Origin of the sequence: Pseudoalteromonas sp. NCIMB 1079 (genome assembly GCF_040567695.1) — a bacterium.
In the GTDB taxonomy this organism is placed as follows: Bacteria; Pseudomonadota; Gammaproteobacteria; order Enterobacterales; family Alteromonadaceae; genus Pseudoalteromonas; species Pseudoalteromonas distincta.
The window spans coordinates 218,656-241,678 of sequence record NZ_JBEWZA010000001.1; the positions used below are offsets into that span (position 1 = coordinate 218,656).

Sequence of the window (23,023 nt, forward strand, 5' to 3'; positions counted from 1 at the left end):
ATAAAAAAATAATAAAAAGCTCGGACGCATAACCGCCTCATGGAATGAGATATTTTAAAATTTGCACTTATGCGTACTTAGTTGGTATTTAAAATGATGTTCCATGATTCCATGGCTATTGCACAAGAGAAGATGACTAAAGTGTGTGTGTTTTTAGAGCGCTATGCACTTTCTCCTACGCCGCTCAATTATCAAGTTGTTTATACCTATACTAGCCAAACTAACCTTGAGCTGAACAAAGCCTTAGACCGCGCTATTGCGGTTGAAGATAATATAGACAGTGTTTTAATTGAACAGCTCCATGCTGAATTTTTAAATACCGGTCACACAGAGCAAGTCAACATGATTCAAAATGTTGATGGTGTTATAAGTTCACTTTCTCAAAATTCTCAAGCTACTGAAAAACAGATAATTCGCTTTGCGGGTCAGGTGAGCGAATGCGTACATTCACTAGATGAGAACAACATAGAACAAAGCCGTCAAGCGCTTGAAGTACTTCATAATCAAACCGCCGAATTACTAAATCAACACAAGCAATTTAAGCAAGAACTAAGTAAAGCCAAACAACTACACGAAAAAACAAAAAAGCAGCTAAATCAACTTCGTAAACAACATATTATTGATAGCCAAACAGGGCTTTATAAACGCCATTATTTAACGCAACAAACTCAAGTATGGACTAATCAAAAAAAGTCTATTTGCGCCATTGCGATTCAAATAGATAACCTTGATCACTTTACTAAAAATTACGGTGATATAATTGGTGAAGTTATTTTGAATAAAGTAGCTAAACAAGTGCAAAAATATGTTTTTCAAAGTGGCTTGCCTGGCCGCACAGCTAAAGATCAATTTACTGTTTTACTCGCCGATATAGACCCAGAAACAGCCAATGTTATTGCTGAAAAAGTCCGAAATGGAGTCGAAAAGCTTCGCTTTGTTAGTTCAAAAACAGGGATTAAGTTACCTAGTATTGGCTTATCTCTAGGAATTGCTCAACATCTACAAGAAGATGATTTTAACCAGTTAGCTAAAAAAGCGTCTCATGCGGCTTTTAAAGCGCGGTCATTAGGGCAAAGTAGCTACACTGCAGGGCAATAAATTACCTGATAAATCATATTCAAATTGCACCTACTGCGTACAATAAAGTACACTAACCTCTATTGTCACGATAGAGATTAGTCATGAACGAAACCGAACAAAAGACCACGCATTTTGGTTATAAAACAGTAGCCGAGGGCGATAAAGCTTCTATGGTTGCTGATGTATTTCACTCAGTAGCTGCAAAATACGATGTAATGAATGATTTAATGTCTTTTGGTGTGCATCGTTTATGGAAACGTCAAACTATTGCAAGCTCAGGTGTTCGTAAAGGCCATCATGTACTCGATTTAGCCGGCGGCACTGGCGACTTAACGGCAAAATTTAGTCAACTAGTTGGCGAAACCGGTCAAGTTGTTTTGGGCGATATAAATTCATCTATGCTTAAGGTTGGTCGTGAAAAACTACATAATCTTGGCTTAGTAGGCAATATTGACTACGTACAAATGAATGCAGAAATGCTACCGTTCCCAGATAATAGCTTTGATGTGATCACTATTGCCTTTGGCTTACGTAACGTTACCGATAAAGACAAAGCATTACGCTCTATGTACCGCATTTTAAAGCCAGGTGGTCGTTTACTTGTTTTAGAGTTTTCAAAACCAGAACATGACGTACTTAGTAAAGCTTACGATTTTTACTCATTTAATTTATTGCCTACAATGGGTAAGCTAGTTGCTAACGACAGTGAATCGTACAAGTATTTAGCTGAGTCTATTCGTATGCATCCAGATCAAGACACATTAAAAGCGATGATGGAAGATGCAGGCTTTGAACAAACAACATACCAAAACCTCACAGGCGGAATTGTTGCACTGCATCGTGGTTTTAAATATTAAGGCTAGCAGTTATGGCGCTTGAAAAAATAACCAAAAACAATAAAGGTGCAATGTCATCTGAGTTTTTTATGTTACCTAATTTTGTACTCTCGCTTATTGAGCGTGTACTAAATCAAGCGCTTAGCCTGGACCCACAATTATCTCAAAAGCTAAACGCCGTTAAACATAAGCGCTTAGTGGTTGAAATAAGAGATTGGCAACAAAGCATCCAACTCGTTTATAGTGCTGATCAATTACACTTATACAGCGCTCAAAGCAATGAAAACGCAGATTGTATGATCAGCGCAGATATAGACACACTTTTAGCGCTCAAAAACCCTGCAATGCTTACCCAATTAATTCGCCAAGATAAGCTCGACTTACAAGACGATTTAAACATTGCGCAAACTTATAGCAATGCATTTTCAGGTATTGATATTGATTGGCCTGAACAACTTTCTAAATACATTGGCGATGCCCCCGCTCAGCAGTTATACCTGCATTTAAAAGAACTAAAACAAAAGAGCAGCAAAATCAATACTAAAATAAGTACCATGCTTACAAGTTTATGCCAAGATGAGCTCGCAATTACTATTCATCCATTAGAACTTGAGCAATTTAAACAAAAAAATAGAGAACTCAAAGGACAAGTCGCTGCCGTTGAGCAACGCATTAACGCCCTCTTAAACTCTTTTTTACCTTCAAACACCCGCTAAGGATTTTTTGTGTCGACTACACGTTTGTATAACATCACCAAAACGTTACTTAGCTATGGACTAGACGAGCTAATTCCAAAGCATAAAGTGCCTTGGTTTGGTAAAGTAGCCCGTGGCAGTTTATTTTGGCTGCGTAATCAGCACAAAGAAAAACCGGCAGGGCTTCGTTTACGTTTAGCATTGCAAGAGCTGGGTCCTGTTTGGATCAAATTTGGTCAAATGCTCTCTACTCGTCGTGATTTACTCCCTCATGATATCGCTTTAGAGCTTGCGTTTTTGCAAGATCAAGTTCAACCATTTGAAGGCGAACTTGCACAAAAAATAATAGAAAAAGCGCTCGAAATTAACGATATAAGTGAATTGTTTAGTGAGTTTTCACAAACTCCACTAGCTTCTGCATCTATAGCGCAAGTACATACAGCAAAACTTATTGATGAGCAGAGTATTGAGCAAGATGTCGTAATTAAGGTTATTAGACCCAATATTTATGAGCAAATTAATGCCGATTTAGCGCTAATGGAAAAGCTCGCAAAGGTACTTGCAAAAGTACATAACGAATCAAAACGCCTGCGCCCGGTTGAAGTAGTTAAAGAATATAAAAAAACACTCCTAGACGAGCTCGACTTAATGCGAGAAGGTGCCAACGGCATTCAACTAAAACGCAATTTTGAAGGCTCTGATTCATTATACATCCCTGCAGTTTACAGTGATTACAGCCGTAGCAATGTGCTGGTGATGGAGCGTATTTACGGCATACCCGTCTCTGATACCGATGCACTTATGGCGCAAAACACTAATATGAAATTACTTGCTGAGCGTGGCGTAGAAGTGTTTTTTACGCAGGTGTTTAGAGACAGCTTTTTTCATGCCGACATGCATCCGGGTAATATTTTCGTCTCTCGAGAGCACCCTGAAAACCCAATGTATATCGGTATTGATTGCGGTATTGTTGGTACGTTAAGCAAAGAAGATAAACGCTATTTAGCTGAAAACTTTATCGCCTTTTTTAATCGTGATTATCGCCAAGTTGCACAACTACACGTTGATTCTGGTTGGGTACCACCAGATACTAGCATTGAAGAATTTGAATTTGCGATTCGCACAGTTTGCGAGCCTATATTTAATAAACCTTTGGCTGAAATTTCATTTGGGCACGTACTCGTAAATCTATTTAATACTGCACGTCGTTTTAACATGCAGGTACAGCCGCAATTAGTACTACTACAAAAAACTTTATTATACGTTGAAGGGTTGGGGCGTCAGCTTTACCCGCAACTCGACTTATGGAAAACAGCTAAGCCCTTTTTAGAAGACTGGGTAAAGCAACAAGTTGGACCGCTATCAGTACTGAAGCAAATGTATGCTAACTTGCCATTTTGGGCTGAAAAAATGCCTGAGTTACCGGATCTAATTTATCAAAATTTAAAGCGTGCACCACACATTCAACCTCAAGAACAAAAGGTATCTCATAAACCTTTAATATTGAGTTTATTTGGTAGTGCTACAATGATTATGGCAACACTTTGTTATTTACAGCACGATTTAATAGCTGCAAGTCTTGCAATAAGCTTATCGGCTATTAGCTTTATAGCGGCATGGCGCAGCGCATAAACTGGGTGCTATTTGCGCTAGTGAGCGTATAATTAGTATTTAAAATAAACATTTAACCGTTTTATATATTGGAGAAAACCATGGGTTTTGGTGGTATTAGTATTTGGCAATTATTAATTGTTTTAGCGATCATAGTTTTACTTTTTGGCACAAAAAAACTACGCGGTATGGGTGGCGATATTGGGGGCGCTGTAAAGGGCTTCAAAAAAGCAATGTCGGATGATCAAATGAGCGAGAAAGAGAAATCCGAGCAAATTCAACAATCAGAAAAAAACACTGCTGACAACTCAACCGATACTGAAAAAAACAAAGATAACAATAAGGTTTAATTAGTATGGGCATGTGGGAACTTGTTGTTATTTTTATTGTTGGTTTAGTGGTGCTCGGCCCTGAGCGCTTACCTGTTGCGATTAGAACAGTGAGTAAATGGGTTAAAACCGCTAAATCACTTGCCAACTCAGTAAAAGCCGAAGTAAGTGAAGAGCTTCGCATTCATGAGCTGCACGAAAACCTTAAAAAAGCAGAACAGCAAGAATTAAAAGATTTAAGCCCTGAGTTACAAAGCTCACTAACAGAGCTACAAAAAGCGGCTGAATCAGTTACTCACAGCTACAAGAAACAACAATCTGATACATCAAATAACCAACAAATTGATGAGAAAAAGTGAAATTTATTTCTCACTTTGTGGTCAACTTACTACATGGTATAAAAAATAATGGCTGAGGAAGTAAAATCAGGGTTTGTAGCGCATTTAATTGAGTTGCGTGATCGGCTAATAAAAGCGCTATTGAGCATTTTATTATTTTTTATCGCGCTGTTTTATTTTAAAGATGATATTTACGAACTTATAGCTGCACCATTAGTAGTTCATTTACCTAATGGCGCGACCATGATAGCTATAAATGTGAGTGACCCTTTTATAGTCCCTATGATGCTTACTTTTTTTGTTGCGGCTTTATTATCTACTCCATGGATACTTCATCAAATTTGGGGGTTTATAGCTCCTGGCTTGTACCAGAATGAAAAGAAAATGCTAATACCTATACTAATCTCAAGCGTTGTCTTGTTTTATGGGGGTATCGCTTTTTGCTACTTTGCAGTACTACCAATTATATTAGGTTTTTTTACAAGTACAGGTCCCGAAATGATGACTCTAGCACCCGATATCGCTAGCTATCTAGGATTTGTATTAAAATTGTTTTTTGCATTTGGCGTCGCTTTCGAAATTCCTGTGGCTATTATGTTGCTATGCTGGAGTGGCGCAACAACAACAAAAAGCTTAAAAGAAAAGCGCCCTTATATCGTCGTGGGTGTTTTTGTAGTCGCGATGTTTTTAACACCGCCTGATGTATTATCACAAACATTGCTAGCATTTCCGATGCTTCTTCTGTTTGAACTAGGTCTAATTTTAGCAAAGTTTTATACCGCTAAACCACAAAAAGAATCTGAGGAATAAAATGAAAAAACAACTACTCTCACTATTGGTTTTATTAAGCGCACCGACTTTTGCTGCGCAAACAGAGTTTAATACTCAAGCGTTACAGGCATGTAGCTTTATTGAAAATGACTTTAACCGATTGCTTTGCTATGACAATACAATTGCTGGTAAATCACTAACAAAGCCAACAATAACAAAAACGCTCACCCCACCAACGGCTAACAATGTACCTCAAGTCGTAGCTGCTGCACCAATGCAAGTAAAGGAAAAAACTGACGATTTTGGCTTAGAGCACAAAGAATCACAGATAGAAAAAGAGACTGAAATTAAAGCTATGGTTACTTCAGTGAAAGAAGCAGCTTATGGCGAGTTAATTATTTCGCTAGATAACGGCCAACAATGGCGTCAAATTGGCTCTGACAGTATGCGTTTAAAAGAAAACGATTCCGTTGTAATTAGCCGTGGCGTATTTAACTCATTTTTGCTTAAAGTAGACGGTAAAAACCGCTCTATTCGCGTTAAACGTACTAAGTAATGTCATATACGTTAATTGATGCTGGAGTTAACTTAACTAATCATCAATTTGATGAGCAGCATCACGATGTAATTACCCGTGCCAATGAAGCGGGTGTTACAAATATGCTTATTATTGGTTGTGATATTGCAAGCAGTCAGCAATCACTTGATCTTGCAACAAAGCATCTTCAATATTCTACGGCGGGTATTCACCCGCATGATGCAAAATCAGCCACTAATGAACTAGAAGCACAACTAACTATACTTGCAAATAATAAGCATGTTATTGCTATTGGTGAGTGCGGTCTTGATTATAACCGCGACTTTTCGCCTCGCGATGTACAGCGCAGTGTTTTTAGGCGCCAATTAGCACTTGCTGAAAAATTAGATTTACCTGTTTACTTGCATGAGCGTGATGCAAGTGACGACATGTTAAGTATATTAAAAGAGTTTAATATTCGCGGTGTACTCCACTGCTTTACGGGTAACTCAGCAGCTCTAAAGCAATATTTAGATTTAGGTCTATATATTGGTATAACGGGTTGGGTATGTGATGAAAGGCGTGGAAAAGATTTACAACTGCTAGTGCCTAGCATTCCTCTAGATCGATTATTAATAGAAACTGATGCACCATTTTTAATTCCACGAACAGTTAAGCCAAAACCTAAATCACGTAAAAATGAACCTGCCCTGCTTCCTTATATCTGTCAAACGGTTGCACAACTTTATAAAATAGATGAAGAAGTTGTGGCCCGTAAAACTACAGAAAACTTTCACCGTGTTTTTGGTTTAGAAGATCGTTAATGGCCTATGCAAAGGCACTTTTAAGCCTATTAGTATTCCTTTTCACTTTTTGCTGTTTCGCAAACCCAGTAATAATAAAACACGATTTTAACTCTCAAAACATTAATAACCTGTATTACTCTTTTGAACCAACGTCGCTATTAAGCGCACAACAAAGTAGCCATATACAGTGGCAAAAAAACACAGGAAAACCCCTTAATTTAGGACTAGAGCAGCGTCCTGTATGGATAAAATTTAAAATAAAAAACACACTTAGTTATAATACTGAGCAAATATTGTCACTAAACAATCCTTTGCTAAACCACGTTCAAGTATATCAATTACATAACTCGCAATTACTTTCTTATACTCAAATTGGTGATGCCTACCCCTTATATAAGCGCAAAATTAAAAGTGAGTCTTTATTAGTTAAACTGCTCAGCCCTGCAAATAGCGAAACGCTTATTATAATGAAAGTGGCGAATAGTTCAGGCTTGCGAGTCCCTTTAACACTGTGGCAACCAGAAGCTTATTTGGCACACAAAGGAAAACTCAATTTACTCTATGGCTTATTGATTGGTTTTATATTTTCTTTGGGTGTGAGTTGCATAGTTTTATATGGTTTTTCACGTAAAGGTTATTTTGTTTATGCTGGGGTTATATCTCTCACATTAGGTAGTGTATTAGCCTACCTTTGTGGTTTTGGCTTAAGGTACGTTCATCCTAATTTGCCTGCATTACAGCAAGTTATGATCCCTATATTACTTATGCTTATCACTTTAATGTTTTTGCCTTTGCAGAAGCAAGTTTGCCATCCCAGGCCCTCTCTTCTGCTAACTATTCAAAAAGTTGTAGTTAACGCTTTAGCCATTTCGTTATTATTTATTTGGCTACTTCCAAACAACATAGTTACATTATTTTGTTTAATCACTACTCCAATCGTTTTAGGCTTTTATATTGTAACTACGTTTATGTGCGTGCGTTTAACGCCTTCTAAACCAAACAAAGCACTATTACTTGTATTGGTTTTTTTCTTGGTGGTAATGCTTTATTTTACTGTTGCAGTAATGGGCCTATACGCCTTTGACAGAAGTACGCTCGCATTTGTATTTGCATGCTTTTTTGGTTACACTTTTTGCTTATGCTACAGCGTAATGAAGTTATTTATTTTACAACGCGATGAAGAAGTGATTGCCCAACAGACCTTGATTGCTGAAAACACAGCACAAGATACACTACTTAAAGAGCGCTTAAAATTACAAGAAAAAACTCGCCAAGAACTTGAATCCCAGGTGGACGAACGCACCTTTGAATTACAAGTAACGCTTAGAGAGCTTGAAGAAAAAAACCGCTCACTTGAGTTACTAAATACTGAAGACGCATTGACTGGAATAAAAAACAGACGCTTTTTTGATAAAAAACTGGTAATGGAGCTTCGTCGCTCTCGTCGAGAACAAACGCCGCTTAGCATTGTTATGCTTGATATAGATCGATTTAAAAATATCAACGACACGTACGGCCATATCATTGGCGATCAAGTTATTAAAGCAGTTTCTGACCTTATAAAAGACCATTTAAAACGACCACTCGATGAAGTTGCCCGTTATGGCGGTGAAGAATTTGTTGTGCTATTACCTAATACCCCTAGTGAAGGCGCACAAGACATAGCTGAAAAAATACGAGCTGATATCTCAGTAAGTACTGTAACGGTTGCCAATAATGATATTCAATTTACTATTAGCGCTGGTGTATACACCAGTATTGCTGATGATGTTAGCAACCCTCAAATTTTTACTGAGTGCGCCGACAAAGCACTTTATTACGCAAAGCAACATGGCCGTAATCAAGTAATCACTTTTCCATTACCACAGTAGGAGCATATTAATATGGCCCAATCAGGATTAGACCTTTTCCCGTATACTCGCATGCGCAGAATGCGCCGCAGCGACTTTTCTCGCCGCTTAATGGCTGAAAACCAGCTTAGCGTAAATGATTTAATTTACCCTGTATTTGTACTTGATGGTAAAAATCGCCGCGAGGTAATTGAATCAATGCCTGGTATTGAGCGCCTATCAATTGATTTACTGCTTGTTGAAGCAAAAGAACTCGTTGAACTTGGCGTACCTGCCGTTGCTATTTTTCCAGTAACACCTGCGGATAAAAAATCATTATTTGCCGAAGAAGCATATAACGATGATGGCTTAGCACAACGTACCGTAAGAGCGTTAAAAGAAGCTTTTCCTGAGTTGGGTGTGATTACTGATGTAGCACTTGACCCTTTCACTACGCATGGCCAAGACGGTATTATTGATGATTCAGGTTATGTTATTAATGATGTCACTACTGAAATTTTAGTTAAACAAGCACTTTCCCATGCAGAAGCTGGTGCTGATGTTGTTGCCCCTTCTGATATGATGGATGGTCGTATTGGCGCTATTCGCGAAGCACTTGAAGCTGATGGGTTTATTCATACTCGAATTATGGCCTACTCAGCTAAATACGCATCTAGCTACTATGGCCCATTTAGAGATGCTGTAGGCTCTGCTGGTAACTTAAAAGGTGCTGATAAAAAAACTTACCAAATGGATCCAGCAAACTCTGCTGAAGCAATACGTGAAGTCGCATTAGACTTACAAGAAGGCGCTGATATGGTTATGGTAAAGCCCGGTATGCCTTATTTAGATATTGTACGGCGTGTTAAAGACGAATTTGGTGTACCTACTTTCGCATATCAGGTAAGTGGCGAGTATGCAATGCACAAAGCAGCAATTGATAACGGTTGGTTAAGTGAAGAGGCTACAATAATGGAATCTTTACTTGCATTTAAGCGTGCAGGAGCCGATGGAATATTAACCTACTTTGCTAAGCAAGCCGCAAAATATCTAGCTAAAAAGTAATTTTTTATTAAAAGGCGGTTAAACCGCCTTTTGTTTACGTTCATTTACATTTTTGTATTATTTCCGTCATATTTATTCTCTAAACTGGTGTCCCATTTTGGGATTAATACACGGGAATAATAAAAAAATGTTTAAAACAAAAATAACACCACTCGCACTTGTTATAGCAAGTCTCAGTGCACCAGCATCCGCTGATCTAATCATTTCAGAATATATAGAAGGAAGCAGTAATAATAAAGCAATCGAGCTTTATAATAATGCTGATACGGAGCTTTCTCTTGAAGGTTATACTTTAGGACTCTATTCAAATGGTAGCAGTTCGATTGGCAACTCGATTGATTTAACCGGAACATTGGCCGCCAATACCACCTACATTATTTCAAACCCCAGTGCAGCAGCTGCAATACTTGATATTGCAGATGAAACCAGCACAGTAACCTACTATAACGGTGATGATGCCCTTGTTTTAACTAAAGACGGTGTAATTGTTGATAGTTTTGGTCAAGTTGGCGTTGATCCGGGTTCAGAGTGGTCTGAAGGGGGTGTAACTACGGTTAACAAAACGCTGCGAAGAAAAGATAGCATTACCACGGGCCGAACTGACTCGACAGCCATTTTTGATCCTAGCGAAGAATGGGAACAGTTTGATATTGACACCTTTGATGGATTAGGTTCACACACAGGAAACGGCGGTACCGCTCCTGTGCCAGACCCTGAACCAGAGCCACTTGAACCACTAGTTTGTGGTGCAGAAAAAACACTAATAAATGCTATTCAAGGTGACGGCTCTGCTAGCCCACTTGTAGGTACATTAGTAGAACTTGAAGGTGTTGTAAGCGCCGATTTTCAAGGTGATGAACAATTAAAAGGCTTTTTTGTTAACTCACTGGCTGCTGATATAGATGCAAATCCACTTACCTCTGAAGGTGTATTTGTATATTTTGCAGATACTGACGTGAATGTAGGCGACCATGTACGTGTACAAGGTACTGTTGAAGAATATTTTGATGCAACACAAATTGGCAGTGTTAGCCAAGTTGCGGTGTGTGGCACTGGTTTAGCTGCAGCAGCTACAAAAATCACTTTACCTTTAGCTAATACAACTGATTTAGAAGCTTTTGAAGGTATGTTAGTCACATTAGAGCAACCATTAGTAGTGACTAATAACTTTGGTCTTGGTCGATATGGTGAAGTTGAATTAGCAACAGAGCGCTTGTACCAAGGTACCCAGGTTGCGTTACCTGGCGATGCTGCTAATGCAGTTGAAACTGAAAATCTACTTAAAAAGATTTTAATAGATGATGGCTCTACAGTACAAAACTTAGACCCTACAGCTTATCCAACTCCAGGCTTATCGGCAGAAAATACATTACGAACTGGCGATACTGTTAATACTGTTACAGGAGCACTTGCTTATAGCTTTAGCCTTTACAGAATCCACCCAACGGTAGCGCCTTCGTTTATTGCAACAAATGCACATGAAGATGCGCCTGAACTTAATGCTGAAGCAGATTTACGTGTAGCTAGCTTTAACGTGCTTAATTACTTTAATGGTGATGGCCAAGGTGAAGGGTTTCCTACAGCGCGTGGTGCAGACTCTGAAGCTGAATTTATTCGTCAAGAAGCTAAAATTGTAAGTGCAATTAGCGCTATCCAGGCCGATGTTGTTGGTTTAATGGAAATCGAAAATGATGGCTTTGGTGAATTTAGTGCAATTGCAAGCTTAGTAAATGCATTAAACGAAGCTAATTCAGCTAACCAATATGCATTTGTTGACTTTAATGTAGATCAAATTGGTACAGATGCAATTACTACCGCACTTATCTATCGTGCTAACAAGGTAGAAGAAGTAGGTACTGCTGCTATTACGGCTGAGACTCCATTTGATTTTAGTAACCGTGCTCCAATTGCACAAAGCTTTAAATCAATAGAAACTGACGAAGTATTTACTGTTGCTGTGTCACACCTTAAATCTAAAAGCTGTGGTAGTGCTTCTGGAAACAATGCAGATTCAGGTGATGGCCAAGGCTGTTGGAATGAAATACGCACAGAAGGTGCTAATGCATTCGCAGATTGGCTTGATAGCAAACCAACCGGTGTTAATGATGAAGATACTATTTTAGTCGGCGATATGAATGCTTACGCAATGGAAGATCCAATACGTGCATTTGCAGATAAAGGATATAAAAGTGTAGTTGCAGAGCTTGATGGCAATAAACTTGGTTACTCTTATAGCTTCTCTGGTCGTGCAGGTAGCCTTGACCATGCTGTAGCAAGTGCATCGTTACTTAGCAAAGTAGTATCGGCTAAAGATTGGCATATTAATGCTGATGAACCTATTTCGCTTGATTACAATGTAGAGTTTAAAAGCGAAGGTCAACAATCTAGCTTGTACTCTGAAAGTGCATACCGTGCATCAGATCACGACCCTGTAATTATTGATATTAAATCTGAGGTAATTTTAACTCCTGAGGAACAAACACCAATAATTGCTGCTGACCAAGTTTTTTCAATTGATGAAAATAGCGCAATTGACACAATTATCGGCACGCTTGAATTCAGTGATCCGAATGCGGATGTATCGCCAGCGGTTGAATTTATAGTGTCGGGTAGTGAGATAATTACAGTTAATGAACAAGGTCAACTTATTGTAACCGGTGAACTTGATTTTGACGTTGAAAGTACAATTGCACTATCAGTGCAAGCAAAAGATAGCGCAGATAACGTGTCTGATTCGGTAGCAGTTACAATTAACATCACTGAAACGAGCTCTGATGATGACGATTCAGGTTCATTATTATGGTTATCACTTCTTTTAGCACCACTATCAATAGTGCGTAGATTCAAAACGAAATAACCAACTTTAATCTCAACATTTAAAAAGCCGCTTTTGCGGCTTTTTTATTTTATACAAATGTAATTCAGACAAGCTTCATTAAACTCCCCGTAATATGTTCATACGATTAGTGAGTCTTCTAGTACTTAATAAGCAACAACTACATAAGATTGAGTGAATTTTACACAACAAAAACCTCGATGACTTATGTATATTGGTTTTTCCTATTGAAAAATATGAACTTTTATAAGGGTTCACATTTTGCTTTAAGTAAATTAGAAGATACTTACAAAACAAAATCAATATTTACCCTAAACGTAAAAATAAGTCGTGTTTTTATAAAGGAATGAGAATGAAACAACTAACCCAAAACTTGCCTAAATGGCAAAAAAAATCAGCACCACTACTGGGTCTACTTATTATTTTTTCGACTTGGGGCAATAGCAACCAAGCGATTGCTGCAACTGTTGATGTAGCAATTCCACAAAGTAGCTTATTTGATGTAATTAGCGCTCGCGCTAAAAAGTTAGCAAGCGAAGAATATGTGGCACCTAAAAACATCGAGCTTGAAGCACTAAATAATATTGATTATCAAGACTACCGTTCAATTCGATTTAAAAAAGACAAAGCGGTATGGAAAGATGAAGGCTTGTACGAGCTGCAATTATTCCACCCTGGTTTTTTATATAAAACCCCCGTAACAATAAATACTGTTGATAGCGACTCTAAACGTAGCCGCTTACCTTTCAGCACTGACTTTTACCAATACGATGGCACTGCTGCACCACTACAAGAAGAAATAGCTAAAAGTGTGGCGGGCACTCAACTAGGCCATGCTGGATTTCGCTTACATTACCCATTAAATACTAACGAGTATAAAGACGAAGTAATGGTATTTCAGGGAGCATCGTATTTTAGAGTCGTTGGCCCTCAACAAGTTTATGGCTTATCAGCAAGAGGCCTTGCCATTGATACTGCTGAAAATTCGGGTGAAGAATTTCCAATGTTCAAAGAGTTTTGGTTAGTTAAACCAAAGCCAGAGCAAACACAAATCACCATTTTTGCATTGTTGGATAGTCCATCTATTTCTGGTGCGTACAAATTTAGCGTCGACCCTACAACTAATATGCTAGTTGATGTTGATATGCAGATTTTTGCGCGTAAAGATATTAAAAAACTAGGTGTAGCACCATTAACGAGTATGTTTTATCACGGCGAAAACAGCACCAAATTTTTTGATGACTATCGCCCTGAAGTTCATGACTCGGATGGCCTATTAACTCAATCTGCTGATGACAAGTGGGTATGGCGTCCTCTTAACAACCCATCACAACTCAGCGTTACTTCATTTTCGTACAATAACCCAAAAGGTTTTGGGTTAGCTCAACGAGACCGAGACTTTAATAACTATCTAGACACAGAAGCACATTACCACGACCGCCCTAGCCTATGGATTGAACCACAAGGTGAGTGGGGAAATGGTCGTGTAGAGCTTGTAGAAATACCGACTGATACAGAAACTAACGACAATATCGTAAGTTACTGGGTACCAGAAAAACCAATGAAGGCCGGAGATTCATTAAAATTAAGCTACAAAATGACCACCTTTAATTCAGTTTTAACTCAGCACGAGAAAGCACGTGTACTACGTACAAGAATTGGTAGCGCCGCTTTACCAGGTGAGGACAACCCACCACCAAAAAGCCACCGCCAATTTACTGTTGATTTTACTGGTTCAGAAATAAATCAACTGTCTAAACAGTTAAAACTAGATGCCGACATTCAACTTACAACAGGCGAAGTAACCGACGTGAATGTACAAAAACTTCCGGATTCACGTGGATGGCGTGTAGCCTTTAAAATTGCACCACAGGACGATCAACCCGTTGATATGCGTTTATCGTTAAAACTACGTGACAAAGAAATTAGCGAGGTATGGAGCTATGTTTGGTACCCAAATGACATCAAGTAATAAAGGTAGGGGCACTCCAATGCCATTCAAAACACTAAGAGTATGGCTATTTGCCATTGCGGCACTTGGCACATCTGGCTACGGCATATCTATTATGTTTGAGATTTTAAGCTCAAACGGTATGACATTACTTGAGTATGCCCTTTTAGTATTATTCTCAATCACATTTGCTTGGATTGTAACGGCTTTTTGTAGTGGCACAATCGGCTTTGTACTACAGTTGTTTCGAATTGACCCGCTTACGTTAAAACGTATTAAACCAATTGAGTTCAATAACGAGGCAATTAACGCTCAGAAAACCGCCGTTGTAATGCCTATTTATAACGAAGATACCCACCGTGTTATCGCGGGCTTTGAAGTAAGTCTACAATCGTTAAAAGAAACTGGTCAGCTTGATAATTTTGATTTTTATTTATTAAGCGATACACAAGACCCTCAAATAGTTAAAAACGAGCTAAGTGCATGGCATGCATTGTGCGAACGTTTAGGGGATACAGCAAAGCATGTTTTTTATCGTCGTCGCGAAGATAACAAACACCGCAAAGTAGGTAACCTAACCGACTTTTGTGAGCGCTGGGGAAGTAATTACGACCATATGATTGTGCTTGATGCAGATAGCGTAATGACCGGTAAATGTATGTTAGAACTTACTACAAGCATGCTAAACAACCCACAAGCAGGCCTGATCCAAACGATTCCAATACCTGTTCGTCAAGATACCTTTTTTGGTCGTTTTTTACAGTTTGCGTCAGTGCTATATAGCCCAATGCTCGCTACTGGCTCAGCATTTTGGCAAACAGATAAAGCCAACTACTGGGGTCATAATGCAATCATTAGAGTTGAAGCATTTATAACGTGCTGTGGCTTGCCAACACTCAAAGGTAATGCACCCTTTGGCGGTGAGATTTTAAGTCATGACTTTGTAGAAGCATCACTACTTCATAGTGCAGGTTGGGATGTACTATTACTATCAGACATTGAAGGCAGCTACGAAGAAGTACCAAGTAATATTCTAGATTATGCTGTACGCGATAGACGCTGGGTGCAGGGTAATATTCAGCACTTAGGTTTACTATCGTCATCTAAATTAAAATTAATGAGTAAGCTGCACTTTCTATTAGGTGCAACCGCTTATATTTCATCACTAATTTGGCTCTCAATGCTAGCGCTAAGTACTATTGATGCAGTAACGCGCGCATTAAATAGTGATGTGTACTTTAACCGTGTTTATCAATTATTTCCTACATGGCAAATAGCTAAAACCGATCTTATTGATTCACTCTTGTATTTAACTATTGTTATTTTATTAATGCCTAAATTAATGGGCGTAATAGTCACCCTAATACATAGAAACAAACGCTTTGGTGGTTCAATTAAGCTCATACTAGGTTCAATCATTGAAACCGTATTTGCTATTATTGTTGCGCCATTAATGATGGTATTTCATGCTTACTTTGTACTTTGCGTATTTTTAGGTAAAAAAGTGAAGTGGGATGCACAACCGCGCGAAGGTCGTATGGTCCCGTGGAAAGAAGCGTTTGGTTATACGTTATTCTCTACTATTGTGGCTATAGCATGGGGCAGCACAGCCTACTACTTCACACCTGTATTCTTTTGGTGGCTATCACCTATATTATTAGGCTTAGTATTAGGTGCTCCAATTATCCGTTATACCAGTAGTATCAAACTCGGCGTACAGCTAAGAAAGTTAGGTATATTTATTTGCCCTAGTGAAGTTGATAACGACTCAACTCTAGAGGCGCTTAAAGTACATCTAAAAGAGATTTCCGTGCCAGAGGAAGGAACTTACCCACAAACAATTCCGGCACTGCCACAAGAGCATATGGTATCAATGCCTATACAATCTTTTAAAAAGCCACGCAGGCTAAAGATGAAAGCGCTAAAAGCTAAGGCTATAAAAAAGTTTAATTAGCGCGTTATAAAATAAAAACAAAAAAGGAGCAATTAATTGCTAATGCCGATCATTTAAGAATTAGTTAATAGCACTTGAACGATCTTCTAGGTATGTAAGAATCCGAATTCTTTTGTAGAATTCGGATTTTTTTATGCAACTTTCTAATGCTCTCGATATTATTAACAACATCAAACCTAATGACGTTGAAACACTCGCAGACTTACTCCCTTTATCTCTTATCGAAGAAGCCTATGCACTGACCGAAACCGTTACACTACGAAAAAGAAAACTAACCCTAGAATCGATGGCTTGGTTGTTGATCGGGATGGTTATTTATAATGACAAATCGATGGCCGATGTCGTTAATATGCTCGACATTGTTGACCGCGATGGTAAGCCATTTGTTGCGCCAAGCGCTTTAACTCAGCGTCGTAAAAACCTAGGTGAAGCCGCCATGAAAGCCTTATTTGAATGCACCCAAAGGCATTGGAATAATGACGCTAATCATCCTCATTGGAATGGGCTTACCTTGCTTGGTGTCGATGGTGTCGTTTGGCGTACGGATGACTCACCCCAAAACAATGAAGCCTTTACAAAACCGACTAATACACAATACCCACAGGTCAGAATGGTGTGTCAAATGGAGCTAAGCAGCCACCTAATCACGGGGAGTGCTTTTGATGATTACAAGGTCAATGAAATGGTGCTGGCTGAAAAGCTTATAGAAACCACACCCGATAACAGTCTCACTTTATTCGACAAAGGTTTCTATTCTTTAGGGCTTTTACATAAATGGCAAACAACTGGCAGTGAACGCCATTGGCTAATCCCCCTGAAAAAAAATGTGCAATATGAAGTTATTCAAACATTAGGGCGTAATGATAAATTAGTCCAACTTAGCAGCAACCCAAGAGCAAGAAAGATGTGGCCAACGCTGCCTAACACCTTAATCGCGAGGTTAGTGACTCGAAAAATAAAGGGGAAATCATATAGTGTGATGACATCTATGACAGATCCGATGCGATATCTATCAGCCGATATAGGTGATTTGTACAGTCACCGCTGGGAGATAGAGCTTGGTTATCGGGAACAAAAGCAATATATGCTGGGCAATCGATTAACATTAAGAAGTCGCTTACCAGCGCTTGTAAAGCAAGAGCTGTGGGGAGTGTTGCTTACTTATAATATGGTGCGATATCAGATGGTAAAAATGTGCCACACATTAAAAGGTGATTATTTACCGTACCAACTGAGTTTCAATGGTAGTTTAGCTCAAATAATGAGGTTGCTTGTTGGATTACCTTATTCAACACCTGGAGCCATACCACGTCAATTAAAATACTTTTATGCGATGGCAGAAAGCCTAATTCTAGAGCCTCGAAGGGATCGAGGTTTTCCTCGTGCAGTCAAGCCAAGACCACAGCGGTACGCTAGAAATAAAAAAGCCGCTCACCTTAAGTGAACGGCATTAGCAATTAATTGCTCCTTTTTTCTATCTAAATTAAAAAATCATGCGCTACATTTGCCGCTAATATTTTCTACTTTTTTAGCTAACTTATTACAGTACATTTTAGAAATAGCTGATTGCGTTTCATCATCAAGTTGCCAGTTATAAAAATGAAAAACCTTACCATTCTCCAGTTCTACTTAAAAATAGTGAAAAGAAAAAACGAGCTAAATGATACAACAGTAATTTCCTCACTATTGATATAACGCTCTGTGCATAGACGTGTATAGCAAATCCCTGCTTTGTAACAATATAAATAAATTGCTCTAGTACCTTTTCATTAATTATAAATATAGGACTAATCAGTAATAAGGAGCAGTTATAAAAAACTATAAAAAATAAAACCAAATTATAGGTAATAAAAAACCCGCAACATGTGCGGGTTTTTTTAAAGAGTTAAGGAGCTAATTACTTAGCAGCTTTTTTCTCTTTTTCTGCAGCGATTACTGTGTCAGCTACGTTTTGTGGACATGGTGCGTAGTGTGAGAACTCCATAGAGAACTGACCACGACCAGATGTCATTGTACGTAGTGAACCAATGTAACCGAACATTTCTGATAACGGAACGTCAGCTTTAATGCGAACGCCAGTTAAACCAGCTTCTTGGTCGCTTAGCATACCACGACGACGGTTAAGGTCACCGATTACATCACCAACGTGATCTTCTGGAGTGAACACGTCAACTTTCATGATTGGCTCAAGAAGTTGTGCGCCCGCTTTAGGGATCGATTGGCGGAAAGCACCTTTAGCAGCGATTTCGAACGCGATTGCAGATGAATCCACGGCATGGAAACCACCGTCAAAAAGTTCAACTTCAACGTCTAATACTGGGAAGCCAGCTAGAACACCTTCGCCCATCATTGACTTAAAGCCTTTCTCAACTGCAGGCCAGAATTCTTTAGGTACGTTACCACCAACAACTGATGATTTAAACGTGAAGCCTGAAGCAACTTCGCCTGGCTTGATGCGGTAGTCGATTTTACCAAACTGACCAGAACCACCAGATTGTTTCTTATGCGTGTAGCTATCTTCGATTTCACGAGTGATAGTTTCACGGTAAGCAACCTGTGGTTGACCAACGATAAGGTCTACACCGTAAGTACGCTTAAGGATATCAACTTTGATATCTAAGTGAAGCTCACCCATACCTTTAAGGATAGTTTCGCCTGAATCTTCATCAGTCTCAACTTGGAAAGATGGATCTTCTGCAACCATTTTACCGATAGCAACACCCATTTTCTCATTACCGCCTTTATCTTTAGGCTGTACAGCAATCGAGATTACTGGAGTTGGGAATACCATTGGCTCAAGTGTTACTGGGTGCTTAGGATCACATAGAGTGTGACCAGTTTGCACATTTTTCATGCCTACGATAGCAATGATGTCACCAGCTTGTGCTGAAGTAAGCTCTTTACGCTCATCTGCTTGCATCTCAACCATACGGCCAACACGCTCAGTTTTACCAGTAAACGCATTAAGGATAGTGTCACCCTTATTAAGCTTACCTGAGTAGATACGTACGAAAGTTAATGCACCAAAACGGTCATCCATTATCTTAAATGCTAGCGCCTTGAAAGGTTCGTCAGCAGATACGATTGCGAATTCGCCATTTTCGTTACCTTCTTCATCCATAAGAGGTTGAGGATCAACTTCTGTTGGAGCAGGTAAGTAGTCAACAACAGCATCAAGAATTAATTGCATACCTTTGTTTTTGAACGCAGAACCACAGTAAGTAGGGAAGAAAGCAAGGTCACGAGTACCTTTACGGATACAACGCTTGATATCTTCGATAGAAGGTACTTCACCTTCCATGTACGCTTCCATTAGGTCATCGTCTTGCTCTACAGCAGTTTCGATAAGCATTTCATGGTATTCATCAGTTTTCTCTACCATGTCTGCAGGAACGTCTTCAATAGTGTAGTTTTCTGGAAGACCTGTCTCATCCCAAACATATGCTTTTTTGTTTAAAACATCAACAACACCTATGAATTCGTCTTCAATACCGATTGGTAAAGTCATGATAAGTGGAGTAGCACCAAGTACTTTTTGTACTTGCGCTGTTACACGGTAAAAATCAGCACCCATACGGTCTAATTTGTTTACGAAGATGATACGTGCAACACCTGACTCATTCGCGTAGCGCCAGTTAGTTTCTGATTGTGGCTCAACACCACCAGAACCACAGAATACACCCACACCGCCATCTAATACTTTAAGTGAACGGTAAACTTCAACGGTGAAGTCAACGTGTCCAGGAGTATCGATAACGTTAAAACGGTGATCTTTCCAGAAACAGCTTACTGCCGCAGACTGGATAGTAATACCGCGCTCAGCTTCTTGCTCCATGAAATCGGTAGTCGATTCACCATCATGTGTCTCACCGCTTTTGTGGATAGTACCTGTAAGCTTTAGGATACGCTCAGTAGTTGTGGTTTTACCCGCATCAACGTGCGCGAAAATACCAATGTTTCTGTACTTCGATAAATCTGCCATTAATTTTACTCTTAATAAAGTCGATAAATTATTCGGCAGGAGTATAACATCACTTAATGCGAACATCACCATACAAGCCGCTTAAAATGCAATCAATTCAACATATTTTTTTTATCGTCAGAATCTATTAAATATCAAACATAACAAAAAAATCACAAGACATTGAAATTAATAGCGTTTAATACTTAAGTTTCAGATACACCAAGTTACTTCGCTATTTTATAGCAACGTTCAGGGCGGCCAATACTGCCGTAACTTTGATCCGCTGTTAACTTACCTGATTCAAGCAAATACTCTAAGTAACGACGTGCTGTAGAGCGACTAACACCGACCAAATCGCCCATTTGCTGAGCAGTAAATGCAGTGGTTGCGTGCTCTACAAAAGCATCATGTATTTTTTGCAGGGTAAGTTGGTCGACCCCTTTTGGTAAACGAACAGACGTGTTGGTTTGCTGCTTTGAGCCAAATAACGTATCAACCATTGACTGCGTTACTTCACTTGCATCAGAAAAACATTGCTGACGTGATTCAAAACGTGCAAGTGCTTGATCTAGTCGGTTTAACATTAATGGCTTAACTAAAAAGTCGCATGCGCCTAACTGCATTGCTTTTTCAAGGGTTTCAACCTCTTTTGCAGCCGTGAGCAGCATAACTTCACTTTTAATTGTTCGTCGTCGTAAATCAGTTAACAAATCTAAGCCATTACCATCAGGCAGGTGTATATCGAGTAAAATTAAATCAGGTTCAATTGCATGCAGCAAAGCTGTTGCCGTGCTTAAATTACCTGCAATGCCCACTACCTGATACTGTGCTTGCCTTAAACTTTGCTTTGGCGTTTGATTGCCTGCAATACCATTTGGTAATAACAAGTACTGCGCTAAAAGCTGTGCTACCTCTACTTCGTCTTCAATTATTACTACTGAATAAGTCATGTTTAATGCTCTTATTATTTTGGAATATAAACACTTAGTCTTGCACCAAGTAGGTCTGACTCACCAATTTTTAACGTACCGCCGCATGAGTCTAAATTTTTATGAAATTAAGCATGTACTTTAGTACTCACTAGCCGATTTATATATGAATAAAAAACAAACTTATCAATAATAAGAATTATTTGTATTTAGGTGTTGACAGGCAGTTAGATCTAACTGATAATCAATATCAACAAGACGGATTGCATACCACTTGTTAAGGAATGAATTGATTTGTTTCTCGACCCTGAAACAACGTGTGGCGCACGTAAACAGCTATGGTTACTTGTTATGAACCGCAACGCCCCTTGATGTTGATGATGAGTAACCGCCCTACTATTTTACTTGCTACATTGCTCATATCGGTGACGGTAGATATGAAACTAAAAAAGCCCTTACGGGCTTTTTTTATGTCTGTAATTTAGTTGGTTAAATTAAACTAAATCAATTAACGACGGTTTTTACGTGCGCGTGCTCGGCGTTGTTTTTTCTCTTCTTCTTTAGCTGCCTTTTTAGCTTCTGCTGCAGCGCGTAAACCAGCAACCATTACTTCTTCTTCCTCACGCATTTGCGGGGTTTCCATAGTAATACGGCCAATAATACCGTCGCGTAATTCGTTGATTAGTATTTCAGACATTTTGTATGTGTCTATTTGATTGCCACCACGAATACAGCCGCGTTTTTTCCCCGCCATTTCAACAAATTCCCAATCACTTTCTGGTAATTCATCTATTTTATAACGCCCTTTTAATAACTCAGGGTATGCACGCAATAGGTACTCAGCTGTGTAACTTGCTACTTCTTCATACTCAAGTGCTGTATCACGAATGGCACCGGTGGCGCCTAAGCGATAACCTGAGTTTTCGTTTTCTACTTTTGGCCACAACATACCTGGCGTATCGTAAAGCATAATACCGTCTTCAAGCTTAATGCGTTGTTGCGCTTTAGTAACAGCAGGCTCATTACCTGTTTTTGCAACTATACGCCCAGCCAATACATTAATTAACGTAGATTTACCCACGTTAGGAATACCCATGATCATGGCTTTAATTTGCTTATCTGCACCCACTTTATGTGGCACTAGCTTTTTACAAAGCTCATTAATACGGTGTACTTCAGCTGCTTTATCATGCCCAAAAGAAATCGCTTTAACACCGTTTTCTTGCTCAAAATAATCTTTCCAGATTTGAGTCATTTTAGGATCAGCTAAATCAGCTTTGTTCAAAATTTTGATGACCGGCTTACCTTCACGCAAGGTTGCCACCATCGGGTTTTCACTACTGTAGGGAATGCGCGCATCAAGCACTTCAATGATCACATCCATTTGTGGCATTATTTCTTTAATTTCATTGCGGGCTTTATTCATGTGCCCAGGGAACCACTGGATAGCCATTTTTAACTCCTAACGTATAATTAACCGCTATTTTAACTGGCAATTCATTTAATTGCGCT

18 protein-coding genes are annotated in these 23,023 nt (G+C 39.1%); 15 read left to right on the top strand and 3 right to left on the bottom strand.

The window, feature by feature from the left end; translation table 11 throughout:
• The first annotated feature begins 111 nt into the window (after positions 1–111).
• The 15 genes from ABX891_RS01000 (at position 112) to ABX891_RS01070 (ending at position 18,062) form a co-directional block, all read left to right on the top strand.
• Positions 112–1,098: a GGDEF domain-containing protein gene (locus ABX891_RS01000; protein WP_354630086.1), complete on the top strand. Its 987-nt coding sequence runs from the start codon at positions 112–114 to the stop codon at positions 1,096–1,098.
• A gap of 83 nt (positions 1,099–1,181) precedes the next feature.
• Positions 1,182–1,937: a bifunctional demethylmenaquinone methyltransferase/2-methoxy-6-polyprenyl-1,4-benzoquinol methylase UbiE gene (gene ubiE, locus ABX891_RS01005; RefSeq protein ID WP_024597074.1), complete on the top strand. Its 756-nt coding sequence runs from the start codon at positions 1,182–1,184 to the stop codon at positions 1,935–1,937.
• Between the two features lie 11 nt (positions 1,938–1,948).
• A complete protein-coding gene (locus ABX891_RS01010; protein WP_354628751.1) occupies positions 1,949–2,632 on the top strand; it encodes a ubiquinone biosynthesis accessory factor UbiJ in 684 nt (227 codons plus the stop codon).
• Between the two features lie 9 nt (positions 2,633–2,641).
• Positions 2,642–4,243, top strand: coding sequence for a ubiquinone biosynthesis regulatory protein kinase UbiB (gene ubiB, locus ABX891_RS01015; RefSeq protein ID WP_354628752.1), 1,602 nt, complete (start codon positions 2,642–2,644; stop codon positions 4,241–4,243).
• 80 nt (positions 4,244–4,323) lie between these two features.
• Positions 4,324–4,572 carry a Sec-independent protein translocase subunit TatA gene (gene tatA / locus ABX891_RS01020; protein WP_004334954.1) on the top strand — a complete coding sequence of 83 codons (249 nt, stop codon included), beginning with the start codon at positions 4,324–4,326 and terminating at the stop codon, positions 4,570–4,572.
• 5 nt (positions 4,573–4,577) lie between these two features.
• Positions 4,578–4,910: a Sec-independent protein translocase protein TatB gene (tatB, locus tag ABX891_RS01025; RefSeq protein WP_004334956.1), complete on the top strand. Its 333-nt coding sequence runs from the start codon at positions 4,578–4,580 to the stop codon at positions 4,908–4,910.
• A 48-nt stretch (positions 4,911–4,958) separates the two neighbouring features.
• The gene (tatC, locus tag ABX891_RS01030) at positions 4,959–5,699 is read left to right on the top strand and encodes a twin-arginine translocase subunit TatC (RefSeq protein ID WP_024604418.1); all 741 of its coding nucleotides are present in this window, start codon (positions 4,959–4,961) and stop codon (positions 5,697–5,699) included.
• Position 5,700: 1 nt separating this feature from the next.
• Positions 5,701–6,216, top strand: a complete 516-nt coding sequence (locus ABX891_RS01035) for a hypothetical protein (protein ID WP_354628753.1) — start codon at positions 5,701–5,703, stop codon at positions 6,214–6,216.
• Positions 6,216–7,001, top strand: coding sequence for a TatD family hydrolase (locus ABX891_RS01040; RefSeq protein WP_182197636.1), 786 nt, complete (start codon positions 6,216–6,218; stop codon positions 6,999–7,001). Before ABX891_RS01035 ends, ABX891_RS01040 begins: the two co-directional genes overlap by 1 nt.
• Positions 7,001–8,854: a sensor domain-containing diguanylate cyclase gene (locus ABX891_RS01045; protein WP_354628754.1), complete on the top strand. Its 1,854-nt coding sequence runs from the start codon at positions 7,001–7,003 to the stop codon at positions 8,852–8,854. Before ABX891_RS01040 ends, ABX891_RS01045 begins: the two co-directional genes overlap by 1 nt.
• Before the next feature lie 12 nt (positions 8,855–8,866).
• Complete coding sequence (hemB, locus tag ABX891_RS01050) at positions 8,867–9,877, top strand: porphobilinogen synthase (RefSeq protein WP_354628755.1); 1,011 nt, start codon at positions 8,867–8,869, stop codon at positions 9,875–9,877.
• A 127-nt stretch (positions 9,878–10,004) separates the two neighbouring features.
• Complete coding sequence (locus ABX891_RS01055; protein WP_354628756.1) at positions 10,005–12,734, top strand: ExeM/NucH family extracellular endonuclease; 2,730 nt, start codon at positions 10,005–10,007, stop codon at positions 12,732–12,734.
• Positions 12,735–13,065: 331 nt separating this feature from the next.
• Positions 13,066–14,685 (top strand): OpgD/OpgG family glucan biosynthesis protein, encoded by a 1,620-nt coding sequence (locus tag ABX891_RS01060; RefSeq protein ID WP_004334974.1) that lies wholly within the window; start codon positions 13,066–13,068, stop codon positions 14,683–14,685.
• Complete coding sequence (mdoH, locus tag ABX891_RS01065) at positions 14,657–16,618, top strand: glucans biosynthesis glucosyltransferase MdoH (protein WP_024597082.1); 1,962 nt, start codon at positions 14,657–14,659, stop codon at positions 16,616–16,618. The genes ABX891_RS01060 and mdoH overlap by 29 nt, the downstream gene beginning before the upstream one ends.
• 133 nt (positions 16,619–16,751) lie before the next feature.
• Positions 16,752–18,062: an IS4 family transposase gene (locus ABX891_RS01070; protein WP_309167426.1), complete on the top strand. Its 1,311-nt coding sequence runs from the start codon at positions 16,752–16,754 to the stop codon at positions 18,060–18,062.
• Between the two features lie 453 nt (positions 18,063–18,515).
• Here ABX891_RS01070 and fusA read toward each other — a convergent pair whose 3' ends face one another.
• The 3 genes from fusA to ylqF all read right to left on the bottom strand — a co-directional run bounded on the left by fusA (position 18,516) and on the right by ylqF (position 22,964).
• Positions 18,516–20,600 carry an elongation factor G gene (fusA, locus tag ABX891_RS01075; protein WP_024605154.1) on the bottom strand — a complete coding sequence of 695 codons (2,085 nt, stop codon included), beginning with the start codon at positions 20,598–20,600 and terminating at the stop codon, positions 18,516–18,518.
• Positions 20,601–20,806: 206 nt separating this feature from the next.
• On the bottom strand, positions 20,807–21,532 hold the full coding sequence (locus ABX891_RS01080; RefSeq protein WP_222714700.1) for a response regulator: 726 nt from the start codon (positions 21,530–21,532) through the stop codon (positions 20,807–20,809).
• Positions 21,533–22,019: 487 nt separating this feature from the next.
• Positions 22,020–22,964, bottom strand: a complete 945-nt coding sequence (gene ylqF, locus ABX891_RS01085; protein ID WP_007377881.1) for a ribosome biogenesis GTPase YlqF — start codon at positions 22,962–22,964, stop codon at positions 22,020–22,022.
• Positions 22,965–23,023 lie beyond the last annotated feature (59 nt).